The 13,448-nt window shown below is 61.0% G+C and carries 15 protein-coding genes; 8 read left to right on the forward strand and 7 right to left on the reverse strand.

Going from position 1 to position 13,448, the window contains the following annotated elements; genetic code table 11:
• Positions 1-48 precede the first annotated feature (48 nt).
• Genes WNE31_RS06615 through WNE31_RS06625 form a run of 3 tightly spaced genes read right to left on the reverse strand, consistent with a single transcriptional unit; the run spans position 49 to position 2,119 of the window.
• Positions 49-570, reverse strand: a complete 522-nt coding sequence (locus WNE31_RS06615; RefSeq protein ID WP_349978929.1) for a gamma carbonic anhydrase family protein — start codon at positions 568-570, stop codon at positions 49-51.
• Positions 570-1,211 (reverse strand): guanylate kinase, encoded by a 642-nt coding sequence (gene gmk, locus WNE31_RS06620; RefSeq protein ID WP_349979186.1) that lies wholly within the window; start codon positions 1,209-1,211, stop codon positions 570-572. Before gmk ends, WNE31_RS06615 begins: the two co-directional genes overlap by 1 nt.
• Positions 1,212-1,228: 17 nt before the next feature.
• Complete coding sequence (locus WNE31_RS06625; RefSeq protein ID WP_349978930.1) at positions 1,229-2,119, reverse strand: YicC/YloC family endoribonuclease; 891 nt, start codon at positions 2,117-2,119, stop codon at positions 1,229-1,231.
• Positions 2,120-2,293: 174 nt separating this feature from the next.
• Here WNE31_RS06625 and WNE31_RS06630 point away from each other — a divergent pair, with 174 nt between their 5' ends.
• Positions 2,294-2,914, forward strand: coding sequence for a PAS domain-containing protein (locus WNE31_RS06630; RefSeq protein ID WP_349978931.1), 621 nt, complete (start codon positions 2,294-2,296; stop codon positions 2,912-2,914).
• Positions 2,915-2,974: 60 nt separating this feature from the next.
• Here WNE31_RS06630 and WNE31_RS06635 read toward each other — a convergent pair whose 3' ends face one another.
• Entirely contained in the window at positions 2,975-4,342 is a 1,368-nt protein-coding gene (locus tag WNE31_RS06635; protein ID WP_349978932.1) for a class II 3-deoxy-7-phosphoheptulonate synthase, read from the reverse strand.
• A gap of 208 nt (positions 4,343-4,550) precedes the next feature.
• Here WNE31_RS06635 and WNE31_RS06640 point away from each other — a divergent pair, with 208 nt between their 5' ends.
• Complete coding sequence (locus tag WNE31_RS06640) at positions 4,551-5,555, forward strand: GlxA family transcriptional regulator (protein WP_349978933.1); 1,005 nt, start codon at positions 4,551-4,553, stop codon at positions 5,553-5,555.
• Positions 5,556-5,559: 4 nt separating this feature from the next.
• Here WNE31_RS06640 and WNE31_RS06645 read toward each other — a convergent pair whose 3' ends face one another.
• Genes WNE31_RS06645 through WNE31_RS06655 form a run of 3 tightly spaced genes read right to left on the reverse strand, consistent with a single transcriptional unit; the run spans position 5,560 to position 7,591 of the window.
• The gene (locus WNE31_RS06645; RefSeq protein ID WP_349978934.1) at positions 5,560-5,979 is read right to left on the reverse strand and encodes a hypothetical protein; all 420 of its coding nucleotides are present in this window, start codon (positions 5,977-5,979) and stop codon (positions 5,560-5,562) included.
• 15 nt (positions 5,980-5,994) lie between these two features.
• The gene (locus WNE31_RS06650; protein ID WP_349978935.1) at positions 5,995-6,432 is read right to left on the reverse strand and encodes a hypothetical protein; all 438 of its coding nucleotides are present in this window, start codon (positions 6,430-6,432) and stop codon (positions 5,995-5,997) included.
• A gap of 58 nt (positions 6,433-6,490) precedes the next feature.
• Positions 6,491-7,591: a PQQ-dependent sugar dehydrogenase gene (locus WNE31_RS06655; RefSeq protein ID WP_349978936.1), complete on the reverse strand. Its 1,101-nt coding sequence runs from the start codon at positions 7,589-7,591 to the stop codon at positions 6,491-6,493.
• A gap of 165 nt (positions 7,592-7,756) precedes the next feature.
• Here WNE31_RS06655 and WNE31_RS06660 point away from each other — a divergent pair, with 165 nt between their 5' ends.
• From WNE31_RS06660 to WNE31_RS06685, 6 genes are all read left to right on the forward strand, one after another.
• On the forward strand, positions 7,757-8,941 hold the full coding sequence (locus WNE31_RS06660) for an ABC transporter substrate-binding protein (RefSeq protein WP_349978937.1): 1,185 nt from the start codon (positions 7,757-7,759) through the stop codon (positions 8,939-8,941).
• Positions 8,942-9,040: 99 nt separating this feature from the next.
• On the forward strand, positions 9,041-9,823 hold the full coding sequence (locus tag WNE31_RS06665; RefSeq protein ID WP_349978938.1) for an ABC transporter ATP-binding protein: 783 nt from the start codon (positions 9,041-9,043) through the stop codon (positions 9,821-9,823).
• Positions 9,824-9,944: 121 nt separating this feature from the next.
• A complete protein-coding gene (locus WNE31_RS06670; protein WP_349978939.1) occupies positions 9,945-10,652 on the forward strand; it encodes an ABC transporter ATP-binding protein in 708 nt (235 codons plus the stop codon).
• Positions 10,652-11,065: a hypothetical protein gene (locus WNE31_RS06675; RefSeq protein ID WP_349978940.1), complete on the forward strand. Its 414-nt coding sequence runs from the start codon at positions 10,652-10,654 to the stop codon at positions 11,063-11,065. Before WNE31_RS06670 ends, WNE31_RS06675 begins: the two co-directional genes overlap by 1 nt.
• 42 nt (positions 11,066-11,107) lie before the next feature.
• Positions 11,108-12,118 carry a branched-chain amino acid ABC transporter permease gene (locus WNE31_RS06680; protein ID WP_349978941.1) on the forward strand — a complete coding sequence of 337 codons (1,011 nt, stop codon included), beginning with the start codon at positions 11,108-11,110 and terminating at the stop codon, positions 12,116-12,118.
• Positions 12,115-13,416, forward strand: coding sequence for a branched-chain amino acid ABC transporter permease (locus WNE31_RS06685; protein ID WP_349978942.1), 1,302 nt, complete (start codon positions 12,115-12,117; stop codon positions 13,414-13,416). The genes WNE31_RS06680 and WNE31_RS06685 overlap by 4 nt, the downstream gene beginning before the upstream one ends.
• The last annotated feature ends 32 nt before the right edge of the window (positions 13,417-13,448 follow it).

The raw sequence follows: 13,448 nt of genomic DNA on the forward strand, positions 1-13,448 counted from the left end.
AAAATCAACGCACTATGATGGGCACTTAAGGTAAATCACTCCGATAACCTAGACAGGCTTCAGGCCCGCGCGGAACCGGCGCATGTTTTCCTGGTAGTGAAGGGCACTGGCGCGCAGCCCGTTGATGGCCGCCTCATCCAGTTGCCGCACCACCTTGCCCGGCGCGCCCATGACCAGCGATCCGTCGGGAATTTCTTTGCCCTCGGTAATCAGGGCGCCTGCCCCGATCAGGCAGTTCTTGCCGATTTTGGCACCGTTCAACACGGTGGCCCCCATCCCGATCAGGCTGTTGTCGCCAATGCTACAGCCGTGCAGCATCGCCTTGTGCCCGATCGTACACCCCGCCCCGATGGTCAGAGGAAAACCCATATCGGTGTGCATGACGGTGTTTTCCTGCACGTTCGATCCGGCCCCGATCAGGATCAGTTCGTTATCGCCGCGCAGGGTGCAGCCGAACCAGACCGACGCCCCCTCTTCCACGCGAATCTTGCCCACCAGATTGGCATCCGGCGCAACCCAGCTGTCTTCGGCAATTTCGGGCGCGGCCCCGTCCAGTTCATAAAGCGGCATTACGACATCTCCTCGAATTCGGCCTGAAGGCTGCGCACGTGCGATTGCAACATCGGTTGCTGTTCGCGGCGCATCCGTTCGGCAGTGATGATGGTTTTCAACTGGGTCTCGGTGGCGTCCAGATCGTCATTGACCAGCACGTAATCATAGGCCCCCCAGTGGCTGATCTCGTCCCAGCTTTTCTGCATCCGCTTGGAAATCACCTCGTCACTGTCCTGCCCGCGCGTGACAAGACGGCGGTGCAGCTCGGTGATCGAGGGCGGCAGGATGAAGATCGACAGCGCATGTTTGCCAAGGTTCGAATTGCGGATCTGCTGTTCACCCTGCCAGTCGACGTCAAACAGCACGTCGTTGCCCGAGTCGATCACCTTTTGCACCGGGGCCGAGGGCGAGCCATAGAAGTTCCCGAACACGTGGGCATGTTCCAGCATTTCGCCACTGGCCACCATGCGTTTGAATTCGTCTTCAGAGAGGAAGTAATATTCGCGGCCATGTTCTTCGCCGGGGCGCGGCGCACGGGTGGTGGCCGAAACCGAGAAGCTCAGGCCCGGATCCCACTCCATCAGACGCCGTGCCAGCGTCGATTTTCCCGCGCCCGAGGGCGAGGACAGGATGACAAGAAGGCCGCGTCGGTTGGTCATGTCGGTCATGAGATCATTCATTCCACGTTTTGGACTTGTTCGCGCATCTGGTCGATCACCGCCTTGAGGTCCAGCCCGATGCGCGTCAGATCGGTGTTTTGCGATTTGCTGCACAGGGTGTTGGCCTCGCGGTTGAACTCCTGCATCAGGAAATCCAGCTTGCGGCCCACGGGGCTGCCCGCAGCGAGAAGATCGCGCGCCGCATCCACATGGGCGCGCAAGCGATCGATTTCTTCGGTGATGTCCTGCTTGACCGCGATCAGCGCCAGTTCCTGCGCGATGCGGGTCTCGTCCATGTCATCGACATTGTCCATCACCTTGGCAAGGTTGCGACGCAGCGCGGCGGCGGTTTCATCGCGCCGGTCTTCCAGCACGCCGGTGGCGGCCTCGGTCAGGGCAGCAATCTGGTTCAGCTGATCTTTCAGCACGGAGTCCAGGGCTTCGCCCTCGGCGCGGCGCATTTGCAGGAACGCATCCAGAAGGTCGGGCAAATCGGCAAGGATCGCCTCGCGCAGGGCTTTCGTGTCGGTCTCAACGCTGGCCGCGTCCAGCACGCCGCGCTGCGCCAGAACATCGCTGGTCGTGGCGGGGGCCAGAGACAGGCCGCGCTCCAGCGCGCGGGTTTCGATTTCAGCCAAGGCATCCAGAACCACGTCAAGCTGGCTGGTATTCAGCGCAAGCGTTTCGCCCTCTTCCTCGCGCGAGATGCGCAAGGACAGGCTGACCGAGCCGCGCGCCAGCGCCTTGCCAAGGCTGGCACGAATGGCGGGTTCCAGCCCTTCGATCCAGTCCGGCACCCGCAGGCGCAGATCCAGCCCCTTGGCATTCACGCTGCGCAGGTCCATCGACCAGCTGAACCCCAGTGCCGCCCCTTTTTGCGCGGCAAATCCTGTCATTGATTGCAGCAAGGGCCGCTCCTTTTCTGATTGCCCCGACACCTAATGCCATCCCCTGACAAGGTGCAAGGCTTTCACGGGAACTGCGCAGCGGAAGTTAACCATTTTCCACGGTTTTTCTACGCATTTGGGGAAAATCTGACATAGTCCTTTAAGGAGTTGTTAGGGAATTGGGAGGGCCGCACCATGTGGTCAATCACAGGGTCCATGAAAGGCCCGGACAAAGGATCGCACACCACCGCGCGGGATGAGACCGGTCTGCGCCGGCTGCAGGACATCGAAACCTATTGGGACAGCCTGCGCCGCGATCGCCGCCTGCCCGCACGGGCCGAAGTTGATCCGCGCAGCCTGCAGGCGGCACTCGCCCAGACCTTCATTCTGGAACGGATCGCACCGGGTATGGCGCGGGTGCGCGTGGCCGGGCATCTTTTGTCCGATCTTCTGGGCGTCGAGATGCGCGGGATGCCGGTCGGATCCCTGATTGTGCCCGAGTCGCGGATGGACTTTGGGGCGGTGCTGGAAGACGTATTTCGCGGCCCGGCCAAGGCCACGCTGCGGTTCAGCGGGGATCCGGGCCCGACGCGCCCGCGCCTTGCGGCGGATATGATCCTGTTGCCGCTGACCGGCCATCGCGGCGATGTCTCGCGCGTATTGGGCGGCGTGGCGTTTCACGGCCAGATCGGGCCGCGTCCGCGCCGCCTGGTCCTCGAGGGCAGTTTCCTGCGGCAGGTACGCCGACCAGAGGCTGCCCCCCTGCCCCAGACCCGCGCCACGCATGTGCCGCATCTTCGCCTTGTAGAGAACTGATATAAAACGAAAAAGGCGCGCCATGGAGGGCGCGCCTTTTGATCTGTCTGGTGTCGGGCCTTAGCTGGCTTCGGCCTGCCGTGTGTCGCGCAACGACGAAAGTTCTTCGGCCACGAGGAAGGCCAGTTCCAGCGATTGCGACGCGTTCAGACGCGGGTCGCAAGCGGTGTGATAGCGGTCCGACAGGTTCTCTTCGGTCACGGCGCGTACGCCGCCTGTGCATTCGGTCACGTCCTGACCGGTCATCTCGAAATGCACACCGCCGGGGATCGTGCCCTCGGCCTTGTGTACGGCAAAGAACTCGCGCACTTCGCGCAGCACGCTGTCGAAAGGCCGCGTCTTGTACCCGGTTGCCGACTTGATGGTGTTGCCGTGCATCGGGTCACAGGTCCAAAGCACGTTGGCGCCTTCTTCCTGCACCGCCTTGATCAGGCGCGGCAGGTGTTCGCCAACCGATCCGGCCCCGAACCGCGCGATCAGCGTCAGACGTCCGGCCTCGTTTTCGGGGTTCAGCTTCTCCATCAGCACCTTAAGGTCATCTGCGGTCGTGGTCGGGCCGCATTTCAGACCAATCGGGTTCTGTACGCCGCGGCAGTATTCCACATGCGCGCCGTCGGGCTGACGGGTGCGGTCACCGATCCAGATCATGTGCCCCGACCCGGCCAGCCATTTGCCCGAGGTCGAATCAAGACGGGTCAGCGCCTCTTCATATTCCAGCAGCAGCCCTTCGTGACTGGTGTAGAATTCCACCGTGCGCAGCGCGCTGGAGGTGGCCGAGCTGACGCCCGCAGCCTTCATGAAGTCCAGCGTGTCGCTGATACGGTTGGCCATATCGCGGTATTTCGCGGCCTTCTCGCCCTCGGTAAAGCCCAAAGTCCAGGAATGCACCTGATGCACGTCGGCATACCCACCGGTCGAAAAGGCGCGCAGAAGGTTCAGCGTGGCGGCGGCCTGCGTATAGGCCTGCAGCATCTTCTTGGGGTCCGGGATGCGCGCGGCCGAGGTGAAATCCAGCTCGTTGATGATGTCACCGCGGTAGCTGGGCAGTTCAACCCCATCCACGGTTTCCGTCGGGGCCGAGCGCGGTTTTGCGAACTGGCCCGCCATGCGGCCCACCTTGACCACGGGCACCTTGGCGCCATAAGTCAGCACCATTGCCATCTGCAGCATCACCTTGAACGTGTCGCGGATCGCGTCGGCCGAGAACTGCTCAAAGCTTTCGGCGCAATCCCCGCCCTGCAACAGGAAGGCTTCGCCGCGCGAGGCGGCACCAAGATGGTCTTTTAGGCGGCGCGCCTCACCGGCAAAGACAAGCGGTGGATAGCTGGCCAGCTGGGCCTCGACAGCCTTCAGCGCGTCCTCATCCGTATAATCTGGCATCTGGATCCGCGGTTTGTTCCGCCAGCCAGATTTAACCCATTCTGCCATTGTCTTAACTCCGGTAAACTATTTTCAGGGTCTCTATACAAAAGCTCTTGAGCAAGGGCCATAACTGAATTAATGCGCCCGCCACCAAACTTGGACCTGTCGCGGCGCCAACAATCGGGCGCAGGGGCCTTGACCTCTGGCCGTGATCTGGCGCTAACATTGTACCATCAAGGCGCGCGCCGCCCCACACTTTGCAGGAACGCCCGGAATGTCGCAGTTGAAACGTCTCAACGCCACCCTTGAAAAGAACACGAAGACACGCCGCTTTGTGTTTGTTTTGCTTGAGAATTTCACCATTCTGTCCTTTGCCTCGGCGCTGGACTGTCTGCGCCTTGCCAACCGGCATACGGAAACGCCTCTTTACGAGTGGATCCTGATCGGCGAAGGCGGCGAGACCGTCAAAAGCTCGACCGAGACCGAATTCACCCTGCAGGACGACCTGATAGATTTGCACCGTGACGATACCGTGATCCTGTGCGGCGGGCTGGATATTCTAAAGGTCAGTACCAAGCGCCTGTTGAACTGGCTGCGCCGCGAGGCCCGCAAGGGCGTGCGTATCGGCGGGCTGTGTACGGCCGCCTATCCCATGGCCAAGGCCGGTCTTCTGGACGGCAAACGCGCCACGATCCATTGGGAAAACCAGGACAGTTTCACCGAGGAATTCCCCGAAGTCGAACTGAAGAAGTCGGTTTTCGTGATCGACGGCAACCGCATGACCACGGCGGGGGGGACCTCGTCGATCGACATGTTCCTGCAGATTATCGCGAATGACCATGGCGAGGAACTGGCCAATTGGGTCGCGGACCAGCAGATTTATTCCTCGATCCGCACCGATCAGGACACGCAGCGTCTTTCGGTGCCCACCCGCATCGGTGTGCGGCACCCCAAGCTGAGCCAGGTCATCCAGATGATGGAGGCCAATATCGAGGAACCTATCAGCCCCTCTCTCTTGGCCAAAGAGGTGGGCATGTCCACGCGCCAGCTTGAGCGATTGTTCCGGCGCTATCTCAATCGCTCGCCCAAGCGGTATTACATGGAACTGCGTCTGCAAAAGGCGCGCAACCTGTTGATGCAAACGGATATGAGCGTGATCAACGTGGCGCTGGCCTGTGGCTTCGCCTCGCCCTCGCATTTCTCGAAATGCTACCGGGCGCATTACGACACTACCCCGTATCGAGAACGGGGCACCCAGGCCGCGCGTCTGTCGATCTGAGGCGTCAGAATTCCTTCAGCATCTTGTCCGGCAGGGAGTTGAAAGAAAAGCGCAGCACGACAAGTTCGTCGTCGCGCTGGTGCAGCATGAAATAGAAATAGACATAACGCAGCCCGATCCAATAGGCCCGCGCCTCTTGCGTGATGCCGTTGCCCAGATCCTTGCGATTGAACACCACCACATTCTCGAAATCCTCGGGATACAGCGCGAGGAACTGACCCTCGATATTCCGGATCTGTTCGGAAGTCAGTTCATCCCGCCCGCCCAGGATCGACAAAAGCGTTGCGATATCGCGCGACTTGGCCTCTCGGTCGACGAACCGTTCAAAGGTTTTGTAGTCCTTGAAGACTGAATCCTGAATCTGCGCCAAGGCAAACCCGGGCGCGCAAATAAGCACCGCCAAAAGCGGTTTGAACCATTTCAAGGTAAATTTCCTTTCTTAAAACAAGGCGTTCAGCTTGTGGAAATCGGCATCAAAGCTGAAATTCAACAGGCGGGGTTGGTTATCGACGGTATGCATCAACAGATACACATAAAGGTACTGGCTCTCGTTCCAGTAGGCGATGATCTCTTGCCGGAAGCCGTTCTTGTGAATCTCGGACCGGACAAGCGCGACATCGGTGAAATCGTCGGGATAGAGCGCGCGCAGACGCGTATCAAGGTCTGCGCGCTCGGCTTCGTCCGGCTGTTCCAGCGCCTTGAACATCGCAATTGCATCGCCCAAGCGGCGCTGCAGGATCAGGCTGTCCATCTGTTCGCGGGCTTCGTTATAGGTTGCACGCGGCAGAGGCGGCTTGGTCTCTTGCGCCAGGGCGGACAGGGGCAAGGCCGACAGGGCAAGGGCGAATGTCGCGGCGGTCAAAACGGAATTGGACATGGGAAACCTTCTTTGTTCAGTTGCCTCGAGATTGACCGGTTCCGCCCCTGTTCGTCAATCACTGCATGGGCGAAAGCCGGAAAACCGCGCCCTCGTCTTCAGAGATGAACCAGAGCGTGCCGTCGGGCGCCTCGCGGATGTCGCGCACGCGACCTGTCTGGGGGCCTTCAATCCGCTCGCGTTCGTTGAGGTTTGACCCAGAAAGCCTTGAAATATAGTCGAACTTCAGGCTTCCCACAAAGATGTGCCCACGCCATTGCGGCCAGAGCTTGCCCGAGTAGAAAGTCATGCCCGACGGCGCGATAGACGGATCCCAGTAAAAGGCGGGCTGCTCCATGCCCTGCTTGCGGGTGCCTTCGCCGATCTTGGCACCGGAATAATGCGTGCCATAGGAAATCACCGGCCAGCCATAGTTGCGCCCCGCGCGGATGCGGTTCACCTCGTCCCCGCCGCGCGCACCATGTTCATGCACCCAAAGCCGCCCCTGCAAATCCAGCGCCGCACCTTGCGGGTTGCGGTGCCCGTAGGACCAGATTTCGGGCTGCGCTCCGGCCACCCCGACAAACGGATTGTCAGACGGCACAGCCCCGTCACGCCGGATCCGCACGATGCTGCCATTGTGACGCGACAGATCCTGTGCCGAAGGACGGTCGGCCCGGTCGCCAAGGGTGATGAACAGCGTGCCGTCACGCGCCTCGACGATACGGCTGCCGAAATGGCGCCCGCCGGATGACCCCTTGGCCATCTCGAAGATCGTCTTGACCCCGGTCAGCCGCGTGCCGTCGGCGGACAATACCGCCCGCGCCACCGCCGTGCCCGACCCCGCCCCCTGTCGCATAGCGTAAGACAGGAACAGCTCCCGGCTTTGGGCAAAATCACGCGGGACCAGGACGTCCAACAGGCCGCCCTGATTCTGTGACTGCACTTTTGGCACGCCCGATACCTTGCTCTTGGCTCCGCCCGGCGCGACGCGCCACAATGCCCCTGCGCGTTCGGTCACCAGAAATGATCCATCCGGCAGAAAGGCCAGCGCCCAAGGCGTACGGAACCCGTCTGCCATCCGTTCAATGCGCAACGCCCCCTGCGAGGTCGACAGCGTTTGCGCCAGCGCGGCAAACGGCAACAGGCACAGGGCGAAAATTGTCAGAAAACGGAACATGCGGGGCCTCTTTGTTGCTTTGACCCATAACCTAGCATGGTTGCGGAAAAATCCTGCCCAAACATTGCGCATTTCCGCGTGATCCCCCCTTTTCATTCGAAAAATTGCACCGTAGGCTCCGGCGCAGGAACAAGAATTCCGATGATCCAACTAGGGAGTGGACTAATGAAAAAATTCCTGATGGCGTCTGCCGCCGCTGCACTGATGGCCGGCGCGGCCTCTGCCGAAGACATCAAGCTCGGCGTTATTCTCGGCTTTACCGGCCCGATTGAATCGCTGACCCCGGCCATGGCCGGTGGTGCCGAAGTCGCGATGGCCGAAGTCACCAAATCTGGCAAGCTGCTGGGTGGTGCGTCGGTGTCGCCGGTGCGCGCGGACTCGACCTGTATCGATGCAGGTGCGGCCACCGCTGCTGCCGAACGCCTGATCACCGCAGAAGGTGTCAAGGGCATCATGGGCGCGGACTGCTCGGGTGTGACCGGTGCGGTTCTGGCCAACGTCGCCGTGCCGAACGGCATGGTCATGATCTCGCCCTCGGCGACCTCGCCCGCGCTGTCCGATGCCGAGGACAACGGCATGTTCTTCCGCACCGCCCCGTCGGATGCGCGTCAGGGTCAGGTTCTGGCAGACGTGCTGATCGAGCGCGGCTTCAAGTCGGCAGCGATCACCTATACCAACAACGACTATGGTAAAGGCCTGGCAGACAGCATCTCGGCCGCCTATCAGGCCGCAGGTGGCGAAGTCACCGCAACCACCGCGCATGAAGATGGCAAGGCCGACTACTCGGCCGAAGTGGCCGCCCTGGCAGCCGCGGGTGGCGACATCCTGATCGTGGCCGGATATGTGGACCAAGGTGGCCCGGGCGTGATCCGTGCCGCGCTGGACACCGGTGCGTTTGACACCTTTGCCCTGCCCGACGGCATGATCGGTACCGCGCTTGAAACCAACTTCGGTGACGAGATCGAAGGCTCGATCGGCACCGTGCCCGGCAGCGACGCGGCAGATGCAACGGCCGTTCTGGAAGCCGTGGCCGCGACCGGTGCGGATGCGTCCGGCCCCTATATCGGTGAAAGCTATGACGCTGCCGCCCTGATTATGCTGGCCATGCAGGCCGCGGGTTCGGCCGAACCCAAGGACTATGCCGCCAAAATCATGGACGTGGCCAACGCACCGGGCGAAAAGATCGCTGCGGGTGAGCTGGACAAGGCGCTTGAAATCCTTGCCGGTGGCGGTGACATCGACTATGTCGGCGCGACCGCGGTGGAACTGATCGGGGGCGGCGAAGCCTCGGGTGGTTACCGTGAAATCGTGATCGAAGGTGGTAAGATCACCACTGCCAAATTCCGCTAAGACCTGTTAAAACCTTAGCTTGATATCGAACAGCCCGGACATGTTCCGGGCTGTTTCAAATTCTGAAAGGCGGAGCATGCCGCCGACGGGGGAAGACATATGATCGTCGTAGAGGGCGTTCACAAGCATTTCGGCGGGTTCCGGGCCGTCGATGGTGCGACACTCACGATCGAGCCGGGATCCATCACCGGGCTGATCGGACCAAACGGAGCCGGAAAAACAACCCTTTTCAATGTGATCGCTGGCGTTCTTAAACCTACGTCGGGCACCGTCACCATGGCGGGCGAGGATATCACCGGCCTGCCGCCGCATGAATTGTTCCACAAGGGTCTGTTGCGCACCTTCCAGATCGCGCACGAGTTCAGCTCGATGACCTGCCGCGAGAACCTGATGATGGTGCCGGGCGCGCAATCGGGTGAAACCTTGTGGAATACGTGGTTCGGCCGCAAGCGAATCGCTGACGAGGAACGCGCCCTGCGCGCCAAGGCGGACGAGGTTCTGGAATTCCTGACCATCAGCCATATCGCCGATCTCAAGGCGGGCGAAGTGTCGGGCGGCCAGAAAAAGCTGCTGGAATTGGGCCGCACCATGATGGTCGATGCCAAGATTGTCTTTCTGGACGAGGTCGGCGCCGGTGTGAACCGTACCCTGCTTTATACCATTGCCGACGCGATCAAACGCCTGAACGAAGAGCGCGGCTATACCTTTGTCGTGATCGAACACGACATGGAGTTCATCGGTCGCATCTGCAACCCCGTCATCTGTATGGCCGAGGGCAAGGTTCTGGCCGAAGGCACGCTGGACGAGATCAAGGCCAACGAACAGGTGATCGAGGCCTATCTGGGCACCGGTTTGAAGAACAAGGAAATGATGGAGGCCTGATCCCTTCGACGGGGACCAAGGTCCGGTCGCTGCCCCCTGCCCGTCCGCTGGCTGCGTTGGCACGGTGCGCTGCGACCCTTCCAGTCGGACACGCTCCGACGACCGAAAGGACAAAACAAAGATGAGCTTTCTGATCGGACAGAACATGACCGGCGGCTATGGCAAGGGGCCGGACATCCTGCATGATTGCACCATTTCCGTCGACAAGGGCGAGATCGCGGTGATCGTGGGCCCGAACGGCGCTGGCAAATCCACCGCCATGAAGGCGGTGTTCGGGATGCTGAACGTGCATACCGGCAAGGTGATGCTGGATGGCGAAGACATCACCAACCTGACCCCGCAGGCCCGCGTTCAGAAGGGCATGGGGTTCGTGCCCCAGACCCACAACATCTTTACCTCGATGACGGTCGAGGAAAACCTCGAGATGGGCGCCTTCATCCGCAAGGACGACATTTCCGAGACGATGGAGCAGGTCTATGAGCTGTTCCCGATCCTGCGTGAGAAACGCCACCAGCACGCGGGCGAACTGTCGGGGGGCCAGCGCCAGCAGGTCGCCGTGGGCCGCGCGCTGATGACCAAGCCGAAACTGTTGATGCTGGACGAGCCCACCGCGGGCGTGTCGCCCATCGTGATGGACGAACTGTTCGACCGCATCATCGAGGTCAGCCGCACCGGCCTTCCCATCCTGATGGTGGAACAAAACGCCAAACAGGCGCTGGAGATCGCCGACAAGGGCTACGTTCTAGTACAGGGCAAGAACGCCTATAGCGGGTCCGGCAAAGAACTGTTGGCCGATCCCGAAGTGCGCAAGTCGTTCCTGGGGGGCTGATGCACGGCTTGAGCGTCATATCCGCAGGTGTGCGCCCGCCCCGACGCGGGGTGCGGAAGGCGTCCGGCCTTTTGGGCGGCGTGGCTGTGTCGGTCGGGGTGATGTTGACCGCCCTGCCCGCTGTTGCAAAAGGGATGACCTGTCTGGCGGACACCCAATGCCGGGGCGACGCCGAGGCCATGTGCGCGGCTTCGACGCTGGAAATCAAAATCAAACCGCGTGGCGGATATACCGATCTGTGGATCGGCGGCGAAGGCCCCTATGCGGGTAAACCCGACCACACCGGAGACAAGCGGCGCTGGATCGTTTCGGCCTTTGGCGGCAGTCACGCGCTGACGCTGCAACCGGACGGCGCGTTCCTGTACCACGGCAATCGCGGCAAGCGGTTCACCGGAACCTGCACCGAAACATGACAACGATAACAAGAACAATGACGAAACGAGAGATGTGACCTGATGGACTTTCTAAATGGCCTTGTGGCCCTCTCAAACTTTGTGCTGATCCCCGCGGTCGCCTATGGCAGCCAGTTGGCTCTGGGTGCGCTGGGGGTAACGCTGATCTATGGCATTCTGCGGTTCTCGAACTTTGCCCATGGCGACACCATGGCCTTCGGGGCGATGGTGACGGTTCTGGTCACATGGTGGCTGCAGGGCATGGGGGTCAGTTTCGGCCCACTGCCCACCGCGCTTTTGGCGCTGCCTTTTGGCATCTTGGGGACAATCGCGCTGGTGCTGTTGACGGACCGGGTGGTCTACAAGTTCTACCGGGAGCAAAAGGCCAAGCCGGTGATCCTTGTGATCGTGTCGATGGGTGTGATGTTCGTAATGAACGGCCTTGTACGTTTCATCATTGGCCCCAACGACCAGAAATTCGCCGATGGGGAACGGTTCATCATTTCCGTACGGGAATTCAAGCAGTTGACCGGCCTGCGCGAAGGTCTGGCGATCAAGACCACCCAAGGTCTGACCGTGGTGGTTGCGGTGATCTGCGTGGTCGCGCTGTTCTGGTTCCTGAACCGCACCCGCACCGGCAAATCCATGCGCGCCTATTCGGACAACGAAGACCTGGCGCTGTTGTCGGGCATCAACCCCGAACGCGTGGTGATGTACACGTGGATGATCGTGGCCGCGCTGGCGACGATTGCGGGTGTGCTTTATGGGCTCGACAAGACGTTCAAGCCGTTTGTGTATTTCCAACTGCTGCTGCCGATCTTTGCCTCGGCCATCGTCGGCGGCCTTGGCAACCCATTGGGTGCGATTGCGGGCGGGTTCATCATCGCCTTTTCGGAAGTCACGATCACCTATGCGTGGAAGAAGGTGCTGACTTACTGGCTTCCTGATTCGTTGGAGCCTTCGACGCTCGTGCAGCTTCTGTCCACCGACTATAAATTCGCGGTCAGCTTCGTGATTCTGATCGTGGTGCTTCTGTTCAAGCCGACCGGCATCTTCAAAGGAAAAGCGGTATGAGCGATACAGTGAAAAACTCTCTCCTGTTTGGTGCCGTGGCCCTGCTGATCATCGGCACCGGCTTCATGCAATCGTGGAACTCGGCGCTGGTCTTGCTGAACATGGGGCTGATCTCGGCAATCATGGCGCTGGGTGTGAACCTGCAATGGGGCTTTGCAGGCCTGTTCAACGTGGGTGTCATGGGGTTCGTGGCGCTTGGGGGGCTGGCGGTCGTGATGACGTCTATGCCGCCCGTGACCGAGGCCTGGGCGGCAGGCGGTGCGCGTGTGATTGCGGCGCTGTTGTTTGGCGCTGCGACGATCGTGGCGGCGGTGCTGGCTTATGGCCGTCTGCGTGGCACGACCCGCACCGTTGCAATGCTGGCGATCCTGATTGGCGGCTTCTTCATCTACCGCGCGCTATTTGATCCCGCCGTGCAGGCGATCGAGGCGATCAACCCCGCCGCCACCGGATATCTGGGCGGGCTTGGCCTGCCGGTGCTGCTGGCCTGGCCGATGGGCGGATTGCTGGCGGCCGGTGTGGCATGGCTGATCGGAAAGACGGCTTTGGGCCTGCGCTCGGATTATCTGGCGATTGCGACGCTGGGCATCGCCGAGATCATCATCGCGGTGATGAAGAACGAAGACTGGCTGGCACGCGGCGTGAAAAACGTGAACGGCCTGCCCCGTCCAGTGCCCTATGAGGTGGACCTGCAGGATACCGAGAGCTTTGTGCAATCGGCCCAGAACCTCGGGCTGGATCCGGTCACGGCGTCGTCGCTTTATGTGAAGGCCAGCTATTCCTTGTTGTTTGCCGGTGTGCTGATCCTGATTCTTGTCGCGGCGCAGCTGGCGCTGCACAGCCCATGGGGCCGCATGATGCGCGCGATCCGAGATAACGAGGTTGCCGCAGAGGCGATGGGCAAAAACGTCACCCGCCGACATTTGCAGATTTTTGTGCTGGGTTCGGCCATTTGCGGCATCGCGGGCGCGATGATGACAACACTGGACGGGCAGCTGACGCCGGGCACGTATAACCCGCTGCGCTTTACCTTCCTGATCTGGGTGATGGTGATCGTCGGTGGCTCGGGCAACAACCTGGGCGCAGTGCTGGGCGGCTTCCTGATCTGGTGGCTGTGGATCCAGGTGGAGCCGATTGGCCTGTGGCTGATGGAACTGATCACCAGCGGCATGGCCGAAGACAGCGCGCTGGCCGCGCATCTGATCGACAGCGCAGCACATATGCGACTCATGACGATGGGGATTATCCTGCTGCTGGTCCTGAGATTCAGCCCGCGCGGCCTGATCCCCGAGAAGTGAGACCGGAACAGGGAAACTGCAAAAGGCCGCTC

Origin of the sequence: Shimia fortis (assembly GCF_040225985.1) — a bacterium.
GTDB lineage: Bacteria > Pseudomonadota > Alphaproteobacteria > Rhodobacterales > Rhodobacteraceae > Shimia.